Source organism: Herbaspirillum huttiense, assembly GCF_047300815.1.
Taxonomy (GTDB): Bacteria; Pseudomonadota; Gammaproteobacteria; order Burkholderiales; family Burkholderiaceae_D; genus Herbaspirillum; species Herbaspirillum huttiense_A.
On record NZ_CP178608.1, the window covers coordinates 3,487,581 to 3,503,748 of the forward strand.

The 16,168-nt window shown below is 64.3% G+C and carries 14 protein-coding genes; 3 read left to right on the plus strand and 11 right to left on the minus strand.

Annotation, left to right across the window (positions count from 1 at the left end):
• Positions 1-260: 260 nt before the first annotated feature.
• The 11 genes from ACLRDN_RS15995 to mfd all read right to left on the minus strand — a co-directional run bounded on the left by ACLRDN_RS15995 (position 261) and on the right by mfd (position 14,199).
• The gene (locus tag ACLRDN_RS15995; protein ID WP_413457087.1) at positions 261-716 is read right to left on the minus strand and encodes a MaoC family dehydratase; all 456 of its coding nucleotides are present in this window, start codon (positions 714-716) and stop codon (positions 261-263) included.
• Positions 717-791: 75 nt separating this feature from the next.
• Positions 792-1,820: a diguanylate cyclase gene (locus ACLRDN_RS16000; RefSeq protein WP_413457088.1), complete on the minus strand. Its 1,029-nt coding sequence runs from the start codon at positions 1,818-1,820 to the stop codon at positions 792-794.
• Positions 1,821-1,845: 25 nt separating this feature from the next.
• The gene (locus tag ACLRDN_RS16005; RefSeq protein ID WP_413457089.1) at positions 1,846-2,865 is read right to left on the minus strand and encodes a chemotaxis response regulator protein-glutamate methylesterase; all 1,020 of its coding nucleotides are present in this window, start codon (positions 2,863-2,865) and stop codon (positions 1,846-1,848) included.
• Positions 2,862-5,174 (minus strand): hybrid sensor histidine kinase/response regulator, encoded by a 2,313-nt coding sequence (locus ACLRDN_RS16010; RefSeq protein WP_413457090.1) that lies wholly within the window; start codon positions 5,172-5,174, stop codon positions 2,862-2,864. Before ACLRDN_RS16010 ends, ACLRDN_RS16005 begins: the two co-directional genes overlap by 4 nt.
• Positions 5,171-5,842 carry a chemotaxis protein CheW gene (locus tag ACLRDN_RS16015; RefSeq protein ID WP_413457091.1) on the minus strand — a complete coding sequence of 224 codons (672 nt, stop codon included), beginning with the start codon at positions 5,840-5,842 and terminating at the stop codon, positions 5,171-5,173. Before ACLRDN_RS16015 ends, ACLRDN_RS16010 begins: the two co-directional genes overlap by 4 nt.
• Complete coding sequence (locus ACLRDN_RS16020; RefSeq protein WP_413457092.1) at positions 5,835-7,088, minus strand: CheR family methyltransferase; 1,254 nt, start codon at positions 7,086-7,088, stop codon at positions 5,835-5,837. The genes ACLRDN_RS16015 and ACLRDN_RS16020 overlap by 8 nt, the downstream gene beginning before the upstream one ends.
• Positions 7,085-7,552: a chemotaxis protein CheW gene (locus ACLRDN_RS16025; protein WP_413457093.1), complete on the minus strand. Its 468-nt coding sequence runs from the start codon at positions 7,550-7,552 to the stop codon at positions 7,085-7,087. The genes ACLRDN_RS16020 and ACLRDN_RS16025 overlap by 4 nt, the downstream gene beginning before the upstream one ends.
• Positions 7,553-7,581: 29 nt before the next feature.
• Positions 7,582-9,207: a methyl-accepting chemotaxis protein gene (locus ACLRDN_RS16030; RefSeq protein WP_413457094.1), complete on the minus strand. Its 1,626-nt coding sequence runs from the start codon at positions 9,205-9,207 to the stop codon at positions 7,582-7,584.
• A gap of 229 nt (positions 9,208-9,436) precedes the next feature.
• Positions 9,437-9,799: a DUF4870 family protein gene (locus tag ACLRDN_RS16035; RefSeq protein ID WP_413457095.1), complete on the minus strand. Its 363-nt coding sequence runs from the start codon at positions 9,797-9,799 to the stop codon at positions 9,437-9,439.
• Between the two features lie 37 nt (positions 9,800-9,836).
• On the minus strand, positions 9,837-10,721 hold the full coding sequence (gene serB, locus ACLRDN_RS16040; protein ID WP_413457096.1) for a phosphoserine phosphatase SerB: 885 nt from the start codon (positions 10,719-10,721) through the stop codon (positions 9,837-9,839).
• Between the two features lie 40 nt (positions 10,722-10,761).
• Positions 10,762-14,199, minus strand: a complete 3,438-nt coding sequence (mfd, locus tag ACLRDN_RS16045) for a transcription-repair coupling factor (RefSeq protein ID WP_413457097.1) — start codon at positions 14,197-14,199, stop codon at positions 10,762-10,764.
• Between the two features lie 197 nt (positions 14,200-14,396).
• Here mfd and ispD point away from each other — a divergent pair, with 197 nt between their 5' ends.
• The 3 genes from ispD (at position 14,397) to ACLRDN_RS16060 (ending at position 16,160) form a co-directional block, all read left to right on the plus strand.
• On the plus strand, positions 14,397-15,137 hold the full coding sequence (ispD, locus tag ACLRDN_RS16050; RefSeq protein WP_413457098.1) for a 2-C-methyl-D-erythritol 4-phosphate cytidylyltransferase: 741 nt from the start codon (positions 14,397-14,399) through the stop codon (positions 15,135-15,137).
• The gene (ispF, locus tag ACLRDN_RS16055) at positions 15,134-15,637 is read left to right on the plus strand and encodes a 2-C-methyl-D-erythritol 2,4-cyclodiphosphate synthase (RefSeq protein ID WP_413457099.1); all 504 of its coding nucleotides are present in this window, start codon (positions 15,134-15,136) and stop codon (positions 15,635-15,637) included. The genes ispD and ispF overlap by 4 nt, the downstream gene beginning before the upstream one ends.
• A gap of 316 nt (positions 15,638-15,953) precedes the next feature.
• Positions 15,954-16,160 (plus strand): cold-shock protein, encoded by a 207-nt coding sequence (locus ACLRDN_RS16060; RefSeq protein ID WP_006464465.1) that lies wholly within the window; start codon positions 15,954-15,956, stop codon positions 16,158-16,160.
• Positions 16,161-16,168: the final 8 nt, after the last annotated feature.

The window sequence follows — 16,168 nt, forward strand, 5'->3', positions numbered from 1 at the left end:
TTCCGGGAGCAATCCGGATCGGCGTCAACCTGATGGAGGGGTCGTTCTGACATCATGAGCGGCGGGTTCAGCAAGGACGCGGCGGCAGTGCCACAAGGGGCCTGCCAAATGTTTGCACATTAGCACTGAATGACAAGTTAGGGCGACGGCCTTCGCGAAAATCCACGCAGGCATGCGGCAGCGATGCGCTCAGGCCACACAACGCATGAGCTTCTGCGAGAAAGCGAGCCGTACCTCGTGCATGGGCGTGGCTCGGGCCCTCAGTAGCGGCGCACCAGGAATTCGGCCACGCACACCGGTTTGTCCGATCCTTCACACTCGACCGTGATGAGCCAGGCCAGTTGGACGCCGCCCGGAATGTCTTCGGTGGATTCCAGGCGGATCACGCCGCGCACCCGGCGGCCGACCGGCAAGGGGGCCGGGAAACGAACCCGGTTCAGTCCGTAGTTGAGCAGCATGCGCACGTCCGGGCCCAAGCTGATGGACGCTGAGAGCATGCGAGGCAGCAAGGCCAGGGTCAGGAAACCATGAGCGACCGTTCCACCGTAGGGCAGTTCGCGCGCGGCGCGTTCGGAGTCAACGTGGATCCATTGATGGTCACCGGTAGCATCGGCGAAACGATTGACCTGTTCCTGCGTGACGGCCATCCATTCGCTGCAGGCCACTTCCTGGCCCGCCAGCGATTTCAGTTCTTCCAGGCTGGCGATGGTGCGCATGCTGGCTTCCTTCCCTGTTTTCATGGAGTGGCCGGTGCAGCGCTGCTGCAGACGGCCTGATTGTTTATTGTGTGCTCAGCCATCCTGCCAGACCACGCGATTGCGCCCCTGCTGTTTGGCCAGGTACAGGCGGCGGTCGGCCATCTCGATCAGCTCGCTGATCTCCTGGTGCTCGGTGGGCACCATGCAGGCGGCCCCGATGCTCACCGTAAGCCAGTCGCTGATGCTGGAACGGGCATGCGGCACCTGGTTGGCCTCGATCAGCTGGCACAGTTTCTGGCCCAGGGCTTGCGCGCCTTCCAGCGGCGTGCGCGGCAAAATCATCGCAAACTCCTCGCCACCGAAGCGCGCCGACAGGTCGGCCGGACGCTGGATGCTGTTGTCCAGGGTCTGCGCCACCTGCCGCAGCACCGCGTCACCTGCCACGTGGCCATAGTTGTCGTTGTACAGCTTGAAGAAATCCACGTCGATCAGCAGCAGCGACAGATGCAATCCATCACGCCGTGCACGGCGCCATTCCGCGCCCAGGTAGTCGTCGAAATAGCGCCGGTTGGCGATGCCGGTCAGGCCGTCGGTATTGGTCAGGCGCTGCAGTTCGAAATTGGTCTTCTGCAACTGCTGCTGGCTCTCGCGCAGGGCGCGATAGGCGGCGTCCCGCTGCAGCAGGTTGATGTAGGAGCGCGAGTGATAGCGCAGCCGCGCCACCAGTTCGATCACGTCCGGCAGCTTGACCATGTAGTCGTTGGCGCCTCCGGCAAAGGCGTCACGCTTGATCTCGGCATCGTCGCGCGAGGACAGCACGATGATCGGCACATTGGCCAGCACCGGGCTGGCACGATATTGCCGCACCAGGGTCATGCCATCCACGCCGGGCATCACCAGGTCCTGCAGGATCACCGTGGGACGGGTCTTCTCGGCCACGGCCAGCGCTTCGTCGGCGCGGGTGCAGAAGTGGAAATCGATATTGTCTTCCCTGGCCAGGGCGCGGCGGATCGCTTCGCCGACCATGGCCTGGTCATCCACCAGCAAGACCATGATCTTGTAGTCGTCGGCGGGCAATGCAGGGACGCTGGCCGGGGTGTCGGTTGCTTGCACCGAGCTCATGATGCTTTCCTTCATTTCAATGGGGTCACGCTGCAGCCAGCGCCTGCAGCCGTGCCGCCATGGCACTGACCGGCAGAACCTCGACGGCGGCGTTGAGCGCCACGGCGGCCTTGGGCATGCCGTAGACGGCGCAGCTTTTCTGATCCTGGGCCAGGGTGTGATAGCCGTTCTCACGCAGGGCTTTGAGGCCCGCTGCGCCATCGCGGCCCATGCCGGTGAGAAGTACGCCGGTGGCCTTGCCTTCCCAGTGCCGCACGATGCTGTGGAAGAAGGCATCGACCGAGGGCCGGTAGACGTCGGTGGGCGCACCTTCGACGTAACCCAGGCGGCTGCCTTCCTTGAAAACCAGATGATGGTTGCTGCCCGCCAGCAGGACTTCACCCCGGCGCGGCAAGTCGCCTTCCACCGCCAGGCGCACGCGCAAGGCCGACTGCTGCTGTAGCCATTGGGCCATGCCGGGCGCAAAGGCAGCATCGATGTGCTGCACGATCACGATGCTGCCCGCAAATCCGTGCGGCATCTGCTTGAGCAGCGTCGAGAGCGCCGCCGGACCGCCGGCCGACGCACCGATGGCCACCAGCGGTGGCAGGTCGCCGTGGCCCGCCGGCGCCAGCGGTCGCACCGGGCGGCGCACCGGTGCGGCCATGTCGTCCGGACTCAGGCGTCCGAGATTGTCGATCTTCTCGATCAGCGCCGCCGCATCGCGCTTGCCGGCCGCGCCGATGAGCGCGGGGGTCTGGGTGGCGTCAAGGGCGCCATGGCCCATGGCTTCATAGATCTTGGCGGCGCTGGTGTCCATGTCGGAGGTCACCACCAGGATGGGGCAAGGGGTGTCCTGCATGATGCGGCGCGTGGCTTCCACGCCATCCATCTTGGGCATGAGCAGATCCATCAGCACCACGTCGGGCAATTGCCAGGCGCACATCTGCACGGCCTGCTCGCCATCGCGGGCGATCCAGATCAATTCGTGGCGGGCAGATTCGGCAATCACCCGGCGCAGCACTTCCACCATCATGGGGGTGTCGTTGACGATGCCGATCTTCACGTTGTGGCCTCTCCAATCAAATCCGTGACGGCCTGCAGCAGGCTTTCGTCATGGAAACTGCTCTTGGTGAAATAATGATCGGCGCCGGCCGCCAGGCCACGCTGCCGATCCTCTTCACGGTCCTTGTACGACACGATCATCACCGGCAGCGCCTGCAATTGCGGCGCGCCGCGTATCAGGGTGACCAGTTCGATGCCATCCATGCGCGGCATGTCGATATCGGTGATGACCAGGTCGAAATGCTCGGCACGCACGGCGTTCCAGCCATCCATGCCATCGACTGCCACCGTGACCTGGTAGCCCCGGTTGGCCAGCAACTTGCGTTCCAGCTCGCGCACGGTCAGCGAATCGTCCACCACCAGCACTTTTTTGCGCACAGTTACCGCGGCCTGGTCCGCGCCCTCCTGGCCGACCGTCTGCAGGCGCCCGGAGGCGGTCAGCTTTTCCACGGAGCGCAGCAGATCGGCCACATCCAGGATCAGCAAGGGCGCACCATCTTCCATCAAGGCGCCGGCCAGGATGTCGGGGATCTTGCCCAGGCGCGCATCCAGCGGTTGCACCACCAGCATGCGCTCGCCCAGGAAAGCATCGACCGCGATGCCGTAGCTGTGTTCCTCTTCGCCGATGACCACCACGCACACGTTGCCATCCCGCGCGCGCCACTGGCCGCGCTGCAGTACCTGGTGTGCGCTGACCAGGCCGACCTGTCGGCCTGCGTGGCTGAAGTGCTGATAGCCCTCCAGGGTCTGCAAGGCCTCGGCCGGCAAACGCAAGGTCCGATTCACGTAGGCCAGCGGAAACGCATAAGGTTCACCGGCGATCTCCACCAGCAGGCTGCGGATCACCGACAGCGTCAGCGGCAACTGCAGCAGGAACCGGCTGCCCAGTCCTTTACGCGTGGTGATACGGATCGTGCCGCGCACCTGCTTGAGCATGTCCGCCACCACGTCCAGGCCGACGCCGCGCCCGGAAATCTCGGTGACGGTGTCGCGCAGGCTGAAGCTGGGCAAGAGCAGGAAATCCAGCAATTCGGCCTCGGACAGGCGCGCGGCAACGTCTTCAGTGGACAGCCCGCGCTCGGCCACGGTGCGGCGCAGTCGCTCCAGGTCGATGCCGGCCCCGTCATCGGTGACCTCGATCAAGAGCATGCCGGCACTGTGGCGCGCCTCCAGCCGCACCACGCCCTGCTCCGGCTTTCCTGCGGCACGGCGCGCAGCAGCGTCCTCGATGCCATGGTCGACCGCGTTGCGCAGCAGGTGGCCCAACGGTGCTTCCAGTTTTTCGAGTATGTCGCGATCGATCTGAGTAGCGTTGCCGCTGATCTCCAGGCGCACCGACTTGCCCAGTGCATGGCCGACGTCGCGCACCATGCGCGCAAACCCGGCAGTGCCATCAGCAAAGGGCCGCATGCGGCAGGCCAGCGCCTCATCATAGAGCTGTTGCGAGAGGTTGACCGAACGCCGGTCGAAGGCGTCGAGCGCAATCAATTGTTCACCCAGCAGTTGCTGGTTGGTCTGCATCAGTGCACGCAGCTCGGCCAGTGTCGTCTGGGCAAATTCATCGAGCTGGCTGGTCGACAGTTTCTGTTGCAGCAGGTCCAGCGCCTGCACGGCTTCGCGCTGCACGCGCTTCATGCGCAGCATGCTGGCCGAGAAGGGCTTCAGGCGGCGCGACTCCACCAGCGATTCACCGGTCAGGCTCAAGAGGCGGTCCAGGCTGTCCGCACTCACGCGCACGGCGCGCGCGGCGGCAGTCTGGTTGACGATGGGTGCCGTTGCTGCGGGCTGCGGCGGCTCCACCGTTGCCGCCGAGGGCTCAGGCGATGGCGGCTGCGGGGCCGCCTCGGCGACGCGGGCCTCCTGGATTGCGGCCGATGGCGCTGCCCAAGGGGCGGGGTCTGCACCACTCATCACCGCCGACAAGGCCAGCAGGAAAGCCTGCACCTCGGCGCTGCCGGCGTGGTCGGCCCAGGCCTCGTCGCCGTCCGGCGGCGAGGCGATCCGTCCCAGCAGATCGGCCCCGCGCAGCAGGACATCGATATGTTTTTTCTCCAGCAGCAGCTTGCCCTGCTGCGCCAGGACGAAGCAGTCCTCCAGCACGTGGGCCACCTTCACCGCGGCTTCGAGGCCGACGATGCGCGCTGCGCCCTTGAGCGAGTGGCCGGCGCGCATGCAGGCTTCCAGGTGTTCGGCGGCCGTCGGCTGCTGCTCCAGCGCCAGCAGGCTGGTATTGAGCTGGGTGATCTGACTTTCCGCCTCGAAGCGGAACAGGTCCAGCATGGACATCTGGCTGAGATCGGGCGTACTCATGTCATGCTCCGGTTGAGTACGTAAAACAGCAATTCATGGTCAAGCAAGCCAATCGGACGGCCGCGCCACTCCACCATCCCACGCGTGTACTGGATGGCCGCCTGCGCCAGCGTGGTGGGCACCGGGGCCAGGCTGTCGTGCCGGTAGCGGTGCACACCGGCCACCTCTTCCACCGGGAACACCAGGACCTGCCCTTCATGGGCCGCCACCAGCAGATGCTGCGCCGAAGTCTGCTCCGGCAGCTGGAACAGCTGCGCCAGCGACACACAGATGCGCAAAGCACCGCGAATATTGAACACGCCGGCGATGGCGCTATTGCGCTGGTGCGGCAGGCTGTGCAGCGGCCGCGTCCCTGTCACTTCCTGCACCACCGGGGTGGCGATGGCCAGCCACTCCCCCGCAATGCGCACCACCAGCGCCGAGGCCAGTACCGTCTGATCTTCCTGCTCTTCTTCCACCGCCACGCCCGCGTGCAGCCACTGCTGCGCCACCTCATCGGAGGCCTCCACGCGATCAAGCTGAAGCAAGGCGGCGCGGGCGAAGGTGGGGCAGTTCAGGCAGCGGATGTGATGCGCCAGTTCGGGGCAACTGCCATCGCCCTTGGTACCGATGCGGCTCCAGCAGGCATCCAGCGCCGTCCCGGAGGATGTCACCGTCCGTTCAGCCATGATGCTGCTCCTCGTTGGCCGTCACGCGGCCGGCGCGCTGGCGTAGCCGCTCCGCGCCCGCCACGTCGCCCCGGGCCTGCAGCAAGGCGGCCAGTTGCAGCAAGGCAGCCTGGTGCCGGGGCTCAAGATAGAGCACCTTGCGGTAGCAGCGCTGGGCCTCTTCGGGATCTGCGCCGGCATCGTGGATCAGGCCTTGCAGATAAAAGGCGTCGGCACTCGGCCCCTGCTCGGTGATGGCTTGCTCGCACAAGGCGGCCGCCTGCGCGAGCTGTCCCTCATCGGCGAGCAACCGCGCACGCTCCAGCAAGGACTGGCGGCTTGCGCAAAACGGGACCGCCGCAGTCGGCGTGGATGGCTTCACAGTGGCCATGGCAAGGGACGGCGGCGTGAGCGGAGCCAACGGCGGCAGCGGCGCAACCGGTATCGCGCGCGGCCAGGTCGGCCGCTCGGCCGCCACCCGCTTGCGAAAACCGAAGGCCAGGGCAATGCCGGCCGATTCCAGACGCGGGCTGAGCAGGATGCCGCCTTCGGCCGGACCGACGAAGATCACGCTGCCGGCCTGCATGAGGCTCTCCAGCAGGGCCACGACCTGGCGCTGCACATCGCGTTCGAAGTAGATCAGCACATTGCGGCAGAAGATGAAATCGTAAGGCGCGGCCTGCCGCAAGAAATCCGGAGCCAGCAGATTGCCGGGCGCAAAGCGCACTTGCTGGCGTATCGCTGCACTCAACTGCCAGCCTTGCTCCACCGGCACGAAATGACGATCCCGGAATCCGAGGTCCTGGCCCCGGAAGGAATTGCGGCCGTAGAAACCGGCGGCAGCGATCTCCAGCGAGCGGGTACGGATGTCGTAGGCCTCGATGACGAACTGCGACGGCATCAAGCCCGACTCCAGCAGGGCCATGGCCAGCGAATACGGCTCTTCACCGGTGGAGCACGGCACGCTCAGGATGCGCACCGGGTGGCCCGGCTGCGATGCCAGCCGTTCGCGCGCCAGGCGTGCTGTGGCCAGGATGGCTTCGCGGTCCCGGAAGAACCAGGTCTCCGGCACCACGGCCAGTTCGATCAGGGCCTGCAGCTCCTCAGCCGACGCCTGCAGGCGTGACAGATAAAGACCGTCGTCGTCGATGGCCAGCACGGCCATACGCTCGCGCACCACGCGCTCAATCAGGCTGCTGCCGACGGTGGCGACGTCCAGTCCCATGGCGGCCTTGAGCTTGTCGGCGATCAGCGGCAGGGTTTTCATGCCGGCACCTCAGGATAGAGCAAGGCGCACGCGGCGGGATCAAGCAGGTCACCCACTTCCACCCGCTGCAGCAAACGGCCTTGATAGGGCATGACCGGCCCCAGGTAAGGCGCGCCCTCATTGCGGATGGCGGCAGGTGCGAAATCTGTCGGGTCGATGCGCAAGGTATCGGTGGCCTGCTCCAGGATCAGGCCCAGCAGTACCGGTCCCGCCAGGCGGCCCTGGTAATGCACCAGTACCAGGCGCGTGCTCGCACGGGCGGGGGCGGGCCGACCCAACGCCAGCATGGACAGGTCGATCACGGGAACATGGCCGCCGCCATGCGGCAGCAGGCCAGCCACCCAGGCGGGTGCCCCGGGCAGCGATTTGCAGGGCGACAGCGGCAGCACCATCGCCACTGCGGCGGTGGGCAGGGCATAGCGCTCTTCCCCCAGGGAAAACAGCAGATGCAGGGACTGGCTCATGAGTACGCTGGGCTGGACCGATACGGTGCTCAGTCCGTCACCTTGAAGCGCGAGACGCCATTGCGCAATTCGTTGGAGACCACGTTCAGTTCGTCGATGGCCTGGCTCGATTGCTGCAGCGACTCCACGGTCTGCTGGGCCGCTTCGGAGAGCTGCACCAGCGCCTGGTTGATCTGTTCGGCGCTGCTGGCCTGGGCCTGCATGCCTTCGTTGACGGTCTGGAAGCGCGGCGCCAATGCCTGCACCTGCGCGATGATCTGCGAGAGCTGGCCGCCGGCGGTCTGTACATCCTGCATGCCGCGCCGCACCTGGTCGGAAAACTTGTCCATGCCCATCACGCCGGCCGCCACGGCCGACTGGATTTCCTTGACCATGACTTCGATATCGTAGGTCGCTACGGCCGTCTGGTCGGCCAGGCGGCGGATTTCCGTGGCCACCACCGAGAAGCCGCGGCCATGCTCGCCGGCCTTCTCGGCCTCGATGGCGGCGTTCAACGACAGCAGGTTGGTCTGGTCGGCCACCTTGGTAATGGTGGTCACGACCTGGTTGATGTTGCCCGCCTTCTCGTTGAGGATGGCCAGTTTGGCACTGACCGAACCGGCTGCCTCCATCACGTTCTGCATGGTGTCGCCCATGCGGGTCAAGCCCGCCTGGCCGCTGCCGGCCAGGGCCGAAGTCTGTTCCGAGACGACCGAGACTTCATTCATGGTGCGCACCAGGTCACGCGAGGTGGCGTGGATCTCGCGCGAGGTGGCGCCGATCTCGGTGGTGGTGGCGGCGGTTTCGGCGGCGGTGGCCTGTTGCTGGCGGGCGGTCGCGGCGATCTCGGTGACCGAGGTGGCCACCCGCGCCGAGGACTTCTGTGCCTGCGAGACCAGCGCGGTCAGTTCATCGGTCATGCGGTCGAAGCCATTGCCGAGGATGCCGAATTCATCGTTGCGATCCAGCGCCACGCGACGCGAGAAGTCCCCCGAACGCATGATGTCGAGCAGGCCCATGAGCTTCTGCAGCGGCTCGTTGATGGCGCGCATGAGGAAGTAACCGCATACCAGTGCCACCAGCAGCGCGGCCATGAGCGCACTCATCAGGGTGAACTGGGCCGAGTTGACGGCATCGCCGATGCGCTGGGCGGCGTCATCGGCAATGGCCTTGTTGGTTTCGACCATACGCTGCGTCAACTGGTAGCCGGTGCGCCATTGCGGACGGATCTGGTCGTTGACGATCTTGTCGATGGGGGCGCGCTGACTGAAGTCCATTTTCAGCACCTCGCTGACGATGGCGCGATATTTCTGGCGGGTTTCCTTGAATTGCTCGAAGAGCTTGCGATCGCCATCGCTGAAGACCGTCTTGTCGTAATCCTCCTGCAGCCGGTCCAGGCGCTCGGCATTGCGGCGCAGCAGGGCCAGATTGGCCTGGCGCTCGGCATCGCTGGTATCGATCTGGATGATCTGCTGGGTCATCAGCAGGTTTTCGTACCAGGCGGCGTTGATCTGGGTGCTGTAGTAAAGGCCTGGGGTGGAGTCTTCGCGCAGGGCCGTGGCGCTCTTCTCGATGCGGCTCAGGTTGACTGCCGAAATCCCGGCCATGAGGGCCATGAGCAGCAGGATGAGCCCGAAGCTCCCGAGGATGCGTTGCTTGATCGTCCAGTTCTTCATGCGCAGGTTTCCCCCTTTGGAGTGAGCGGCCCCGCCCCGGCGCTCCCGGAGGGGCGCGCGTGAACGAAAGTTCGCTGGTGCTTTCTAGTGCTATCTAGTAATACTTCGAGATTATCATTGAAATCTTTCAATATCACTATTATCCCTTGCACAAAGCTTCTTTGCCTGGAAGAAACAAAAACGGCACCCGAAGGTGCCGTTTGACCAAGTAAATCAGCCGATGGCCGGATCACACCGGCATGGGCTTGTTGTTCTGCAGGTCGAGGAAGCCCTTGATGAGGCGGTAGGCTTTCCAGATCCAGGCCAGCGAGAACACCAGGATCGCCAGGGGGATGCCGATCACCGTCGCCCACAGCACGCCGCCGGCGAACAGCCAGAACAGGTACCACCAGAAGGAACGGATCTGCCAGCGATGGTGGGTGTAGAGGAAGGTATCGCGCACGTCGCCGCGCTTGAGGTAATTGACGATCAGGGGCAGCCACGACAGCATGCCCAGCGAAAACACCAGGCAGGCGGCATGCGCCAGATAAAGCCACCAGACCAGGTCTCGGCCGGTCTGGGTCTGTGGGTCCAATACCAATTCCTGGTTCATCGGGTCTCCTGAAGTGAGGGGAAAACCGGCCCTGACGTCAGGCCAGCAGGTTCAAGATGCCGTCCAGTCCCACGAAATTCAAGCCCACGCTGGCTTGGGCACGCACCACCGGCTTGGCGCGGAAGGCCACCGACAGGCCCGAGATGCCCATCATGCGCAGGTCATTGGCACCATCGCCCATGACGATGGCCTGGCCCGGTTCGGCACCGATCTCGCGGCAGATGCGTTCCACCGTCGCGCGCTTCTCGTCGGCATTGACGATACCGCCGACCACCTTGCCGGTGAGTTTGCCGTCGGCCACTTCCAGCGTGTTGGCGTGGGTGTAGTCCAGGTTCAGGCGTGCCTTCATGCGGTCGGTGAAGAAGGTGAAGCCGCCTGAGACCAGCAGCGTCTTGAGGCCGGCGGCCTGCACTGCCTTGAGCATGTTTTCCGCGCCCAACGACAATTGCAGGCGCTCATCGTAGACACGCTGCAGCGCACCCGCATCCAGACCCTTGAGCAATGCCACACGGCGGGTCAGGCTTTCGTTGAACTCGATCTCGCCGCGCATGGCAGCTTCGGTGATCTCGGCCACCTGCGGCTTCAACCCCTGCATGTCGGCGATCTCGTCAATGCATTCGATGGTGATGAGGGTGGAATCCATGTCCATGGCCACCAGGCGGAAATCGGTCAGCTTGAGGCCCTCTTCGATGAAGGCATAGTCCAGGCGCGCCTGCAGGCAAGCCGCATCGATGCTGGCCTTGAGCGCATCGTCCTGGCTCACGCCAGCCACGCGCCAAGCGTCGGCATCCGGTACGCGGTCGTCTGCGATACGCTCAGCGCGGCCACCGGCCAGGGCAGCGATGGACTCGATGGCGGAAGACGGCACGGCGTGTTGCTTGAGGGCTTGCAGGATCAGGTTCATGTTGTTCTGTTGATTCATGGGTGCGATGGGATTCGTTATAGCGCGGCCAGAAGAGCACTCAACCGGTGAGTGCCTTCATGGTCGCCTTGACCTGCTGCACGCGGGCATTCAGGTCCGGCATATTGGCCGTGATGCGCAGCTTGTCGGGGCCGTTGAGCTTGACCTGGCGGTTCTTCTGGACCAGCTCGATGATGCGCATGGCGTCGATCGGCGGGTTGGGAACGAACTGCAGCAGCGCCGCTTCGGAATGGGCATCGATCTTGATGATGCCCAGCGGCTTGGCGGCAATGCGCAGGCGGTGCGTTTCGATCAGGGCCTTCGCGGCATCGGGCAGCTTGCCGAAGCGGTCGATCAGTTCTTCCTGCAAGGCGTCGATGGCATCGGCCTTCTCGCAGTTGGCGAAGCGCTTGTAGAGCGACAGGCGCTCATGCACATCGCCACAGAAGTCATTGGGTAGCAGCGCTGGCGCATGCAGGTTGATCTCGGTGGTGGTCGACAGCGGCGCGGCCAGGTCCGGTTCGCGTCCATCCTTCAGGGCACGCACGGCTTCGTTCAACATGTCCGAATACATCTGGAAACCGATCTCGTGGATCTCGCCCGACTGGTGATCGCCCAGCACTTCGCCTGCACCGCGGATTTCCAGGTCATGCATGGCGAGATAGAAGCCGCTGCCCAGTTCCTCCATCTGCTGGATCGCTTCAAGCCGGCGCTGCGCCTGCTTGGACAAGCCCTGCACATCCTGCACCAGCAGATAGGCATAGGCCTGGTGGTGCGAACGGCCGACGCGGCCGCGCAACTGGTGCAGCTGCGCCAGGCCGAACTTGTCGGCGCGATGCATGATGATGGTGTTGGCGGTCGGCACGTCGATGCCGGTCTCGATGATGGTGGTGCAAAGCAGGATGTTGAAGCGCTGCGCCACGAAGTCGCGCATCACCTTTTCCAGGTCGCGTTCGTGCATTTGCCCGTGCGCGATACCGATGCGCGCTTCCGGCAAGAGCTGTTCCAGCGCGGCCTTGCGGTTGGCGATGGTTTCCACTTCGTTGTGCAGGAAGTAGACCTGGCCGCCACGTTTCAACTCGCGCAGGCAGGCTTCGCGGATGGTCGATTCCTGCTCGGCGCGCACGAAAGTCTTGATGGCCAGGCGCTTCTGCGGCGCGGTGGCGATCACCGAGAAGTCGCGCAGGCCTTCCAGCGCCATGCCCAGCGTACGCGGGATCGGCGTGGCGGTCAGCGTGAGCACATCGACCTCGGCGCGCAGCGATTTCAGGGCTTCCTTCTGGCGTACGCCAAAACGGTGTTCTTCATCGATGATGACCAGGCCCAGGCGCGAGAACTTCACTTCATCCGACAGCAGCTTGTGAGTACCGATGACGATATCGATGGTGCCATCGCCCAGGCCCTTGATGGCTTGCGTGACTTCCTTGCCGGTGCGGAAGCGCGACAGCTCGGCAATCTTGACCGGCCAGTTGGCGAAGCGGTCCGCGAAGGTGGCAGCATGCTGTTCGGCCAGCAGCGTGGTCGGCGCCAGGATGGCGACCTGCTTGCCGCCCATCACCGCCACGAAGGCGGCGCGCAAGGCCACTTCGGTCTTGCCGAAGCCGACGTCGCCGCAGATGAGGCGGTCCATGGGCTTGCCGCCGGTCATGTCCTTGATGACGGCATTGATGGCGGCGGCCTGGTCGGCGGTCTCCTCAAAACCGAAACTGTCGGCGAAGGCTTCATAGTCGTGTGCCGAATACTGGAAGGCATGGCCCTGGCGCAGCGCGCGGCGGGCGTACAGGTTCAGCAGTTCGGCGGCCGTATCGCGCACCTGCTGGGCGGCCTTGCGCTTGGCCTTTTCCCACTGGCCCGAGCCCAGCGCATGCAGCGGCGCATCTTCCGGCGAAGCGCCGGAATAGCGCGAGATCACGTGCAGTTGCGACACCGGGACGTAGAGCTTGGTCTCCTTGGCGTATTCCAGATGCAGGAACTCGGTCTCGCCCTCCCCCAGGTCCATGCTGACCAGGCCCATGTAGCGGCCGATGCCGTGGCTGCTGTGGACCACCGGGTCGCCGATCTTCAACTCCGACAGGTCGCGCACCATGTATTCCACATCGGTGGCGGCCTGCTGTTTGCGGCTGCCCACGCGGCGGCCGCTACCGGCGTACAGCTCGGTCTCGGTAATCAGCGCCAGGCCGCCGGCGGTGACGAAGCCGGCGTGCAGCGGGGCCACACCCAGCATCAGCGGCTCATTGCCGGCGAGGAAATCGTTCCAGTCATCGCACAGCGCCGGATGCAGGTCGTATTCGGCAAAGTACTGCTGCAGGGTTTCACGCCGGCCATTGCTCTCGGCACAGATGAGCACGCGCTCGGCGCCCTTGAGCAGGAAGCTGCGCAGGTTGACCAGCGGGTCTTCCGCACGGCGGTTCACGGCGATATTGGGCAGCGGGGCCGAGATCGCCGAAGGCGCATCATCGGTCTTGAGCACCCAGCGGGCGTGGGGTTTCAGCAGGGTGAAGAAATCTTCATCATCCAGGTAGATGGCGCGCGGCTCCAGCACCGGGCGCTCGCGGTCGGCGTGAAGGAAGGTCCAACGCGAGCGGGTATCGCTCCAGAAACGTTTGATGGCTTGCTCGATGTCGCCCACGGTGGCGAACATGGCATTGGCCGGCAGGTACTGGAACAGCGTGGCCGTCTCTTCGAAGAACAGCGGCAGGTAGTATTCGATGCCCGCCGAGGCGATGCCGTTGCCGATGTCCTTGTAGATGGCCGAGCGCGATGGATCACCCTCGAACACTTCGCGCCAGCGATTGCGGAAGGCCAGGCGCGAGGCCTCGTCCATGGGGAATTCGCGGCCCGGCAGCAGGCGGACTTCCGGCACCGGATAGAGCGAGCGCTGGGTATCGGCATCGAAGGTGCGGATGGTCTCGATGGTGTCGCCGAACAGGTCCAGGCGATACGGCAGCACCGAGCCCATGGGGAAGATGTCGATCAGCCCGCCGCGCACCGAATATTCACCCGGCGACATCACTTGGCCCACGTGGGTGTAACCGGCCAGGGTGAGCTGGGACTTGAGCTTGCCCTCGTCGAGTTTTTCACCCTGCTTGAAGAAGAAGGTATACGCGGCCAGGAACTGCGGCGGCGCCATCCGCAACAAGGCCGTGGTGGCCGGCACGATCAGCAGGTCGCATTGGCCGGACTGCACTTCATAGAGCGTGGCCAGGCGTTCGGAGACCAGGTCCTGGTGCGGCGAGAAGGCGTCATAGGGCAGCGTTTCCCAGTCCGGCAGCAGGTGGCAGCGCAGGCGCTCGCCCTCCTTGGGCTGGAACCAGGGGATTTCAGTCAGCAGGCGCTGGGCATCGGTGGCCCCGGCCACCACCACGGCCAGCATGCGGCCTTCGGCCTTCAGGGCCAGCGCGGCCTGGGCCAGCAGATAGGCATCGGCGGAACCGTGCACGGCGGGAGGCTGGAAACGCACACCTGCCTTTGGCAGGCTTTTTTTCGGGTCAAAAGACATCAGGATCGGGAGGATCGGCTTGGTTTGGACTTGAATCGAACAAGGCAACGGCGCAGGCCCGGTGGCGGCGGCCGTGCTGGCAGCGCCGCAAAATGCCGGTCGCTTGCAAGGGATTGGCATTAGAATTCAGCCTCCCATTATAAACGAAGGCCCCATCGCAAGCCGCCCCCAGGCGGGCGCCGGGCCAGGTGCATGGCATGAACCCTTCGCAGTCCGCTTCTTCCCCGCCCCGCCACTTTGCGCTCCTCCCCGCCGCAGGCGTGGGCGCGCGCATGGGCGGCCAGATCCCCAAGCAATATATGCCGTTGGCGGGCCTGCCCATGCTGCTGCATGCGCTGCAGACCTTCGCGGACCACCCACGTATCGCCCATACCTTCGTGGTGGTCAGTACCGAAGATGGCTGGATTGACTCCCTGATGACGCCAGATTTGTTGCAACGCGTGAGCATCCTGCGGGTAGGCGGGCCGACGCGCCAGGACAGCGTCTTCAATGGCCTCAACGCCATCCGTGACGAGGTCGCCGATGCCGACCGGGTTCTAGTCCATGATGCCGCCCGCCCCGGGCTGAACGAGGTTTTGCTGGATCGTCTTCTTGATGCATTGGCAGATGACGAAGTCGGCGGCCTGCTGGCCGTGCCGGTCGTCGATACCTTGAAGCGCGGCGATGGCGGCGCCCCTGCCCGCTCGCAGGAGACCGTCCCGCGCGCGGGCCTCTGGGCGGCGCAGACCCCGCAGATGTTTCCCTATGCCCTGCTGCAGCGCGCCTTGCTGCAGGCGCAGACACAAGGCCGCTTGGGCGAGATCACCGACGACGCCAGCGCCATCGAGATGCTGGGCTTGCGTCCGCGCCTGGTGGAGGGCAGCCCCCGCAATCTGAAGGTCACGCTGGCGCAGGACGCCGCGCTGGCTGAATTCTTCCTGAAAGGTCCGCACGCATGAACGCATCTTCCCCCTTCCCTTTCCGCATCGGCCAGGGCTATGACTGCCACGCCCTGGTGGAAGGCCGCCCGCTGATCCTGGGCGGCGTCACCATCCCGCACAAAAAGGGCCTGCTGGGCCATTCGGATGCCGACGCCCTGCTGCACGCCATCACCGACGCGCTCTTCGGTGCTGCCGCGCTGGGCGATATTGGCCGCCATTTCCCCGATACCGATCCGCAATTCAAGGGAGCCGACTCGCGCGTGCTGCTGCGCGAAGCCGCCAAGCGCCTGGCCGCCGCCGGCTATGCCGTGGGCAACGTGGACGCCACCATCATCGCCCAGGCGCCCAAGATGGCGCCGCATATCCCGGTGATGGTCGCCAACGTCGCGGCCGACCTCGGGATTTCTGAGGGGCAAGTCAACATCAAGGCGAAAACCAACGAAAAAATGGGATTTTTGGGCCGTGAAGAAGGGATTGCCACCGAAGCGGTTGTGCTGATCCACCGCCAAAACGGCTGAAAAGGCCTGTCAGAAAGTGCCGGACATGGCCTCGTAGGACATCGCCTGACACGCCAAAAGCCGCACCAGACAAGGGATTGCGGGCAACAGATTGCACCATTTCCCGGCATGCAAGGAAATCTAAAGCACCGAAAAAAACCATTAAAACTTTTAATTGAACTTTCGTGCCGAAAATGGCTTGCATTCTCGATTTAATGAGTATAATCGTCGCGTCGTTAGGATTCGAGCTGGTAGTGCGGTTCTTCGCTGTCATTCCTCCCGAGTAACGATAAAGAGCCGGGCGCAAGCCCCAATCAATTAAATTTAGGAGTCCGTAATGGCAACTGGTACCGTCAAGTGGTTCAACGATGCAAAGGGTTTTGGTTTCATCACTCCCGATGAAGGTGGCGAAGATCTGTTCGCTCACTTCTCGGCTATTCAGTCGAATGGCTTCAAGTCCCTGAAGGAAAACCAACGCGTTTCCTTCGAAGTGACCACCGGCCCGAAGGGCAAGCAAGCTTCGAACATCGTTCCGGCTGCTTAAGCTTTCAA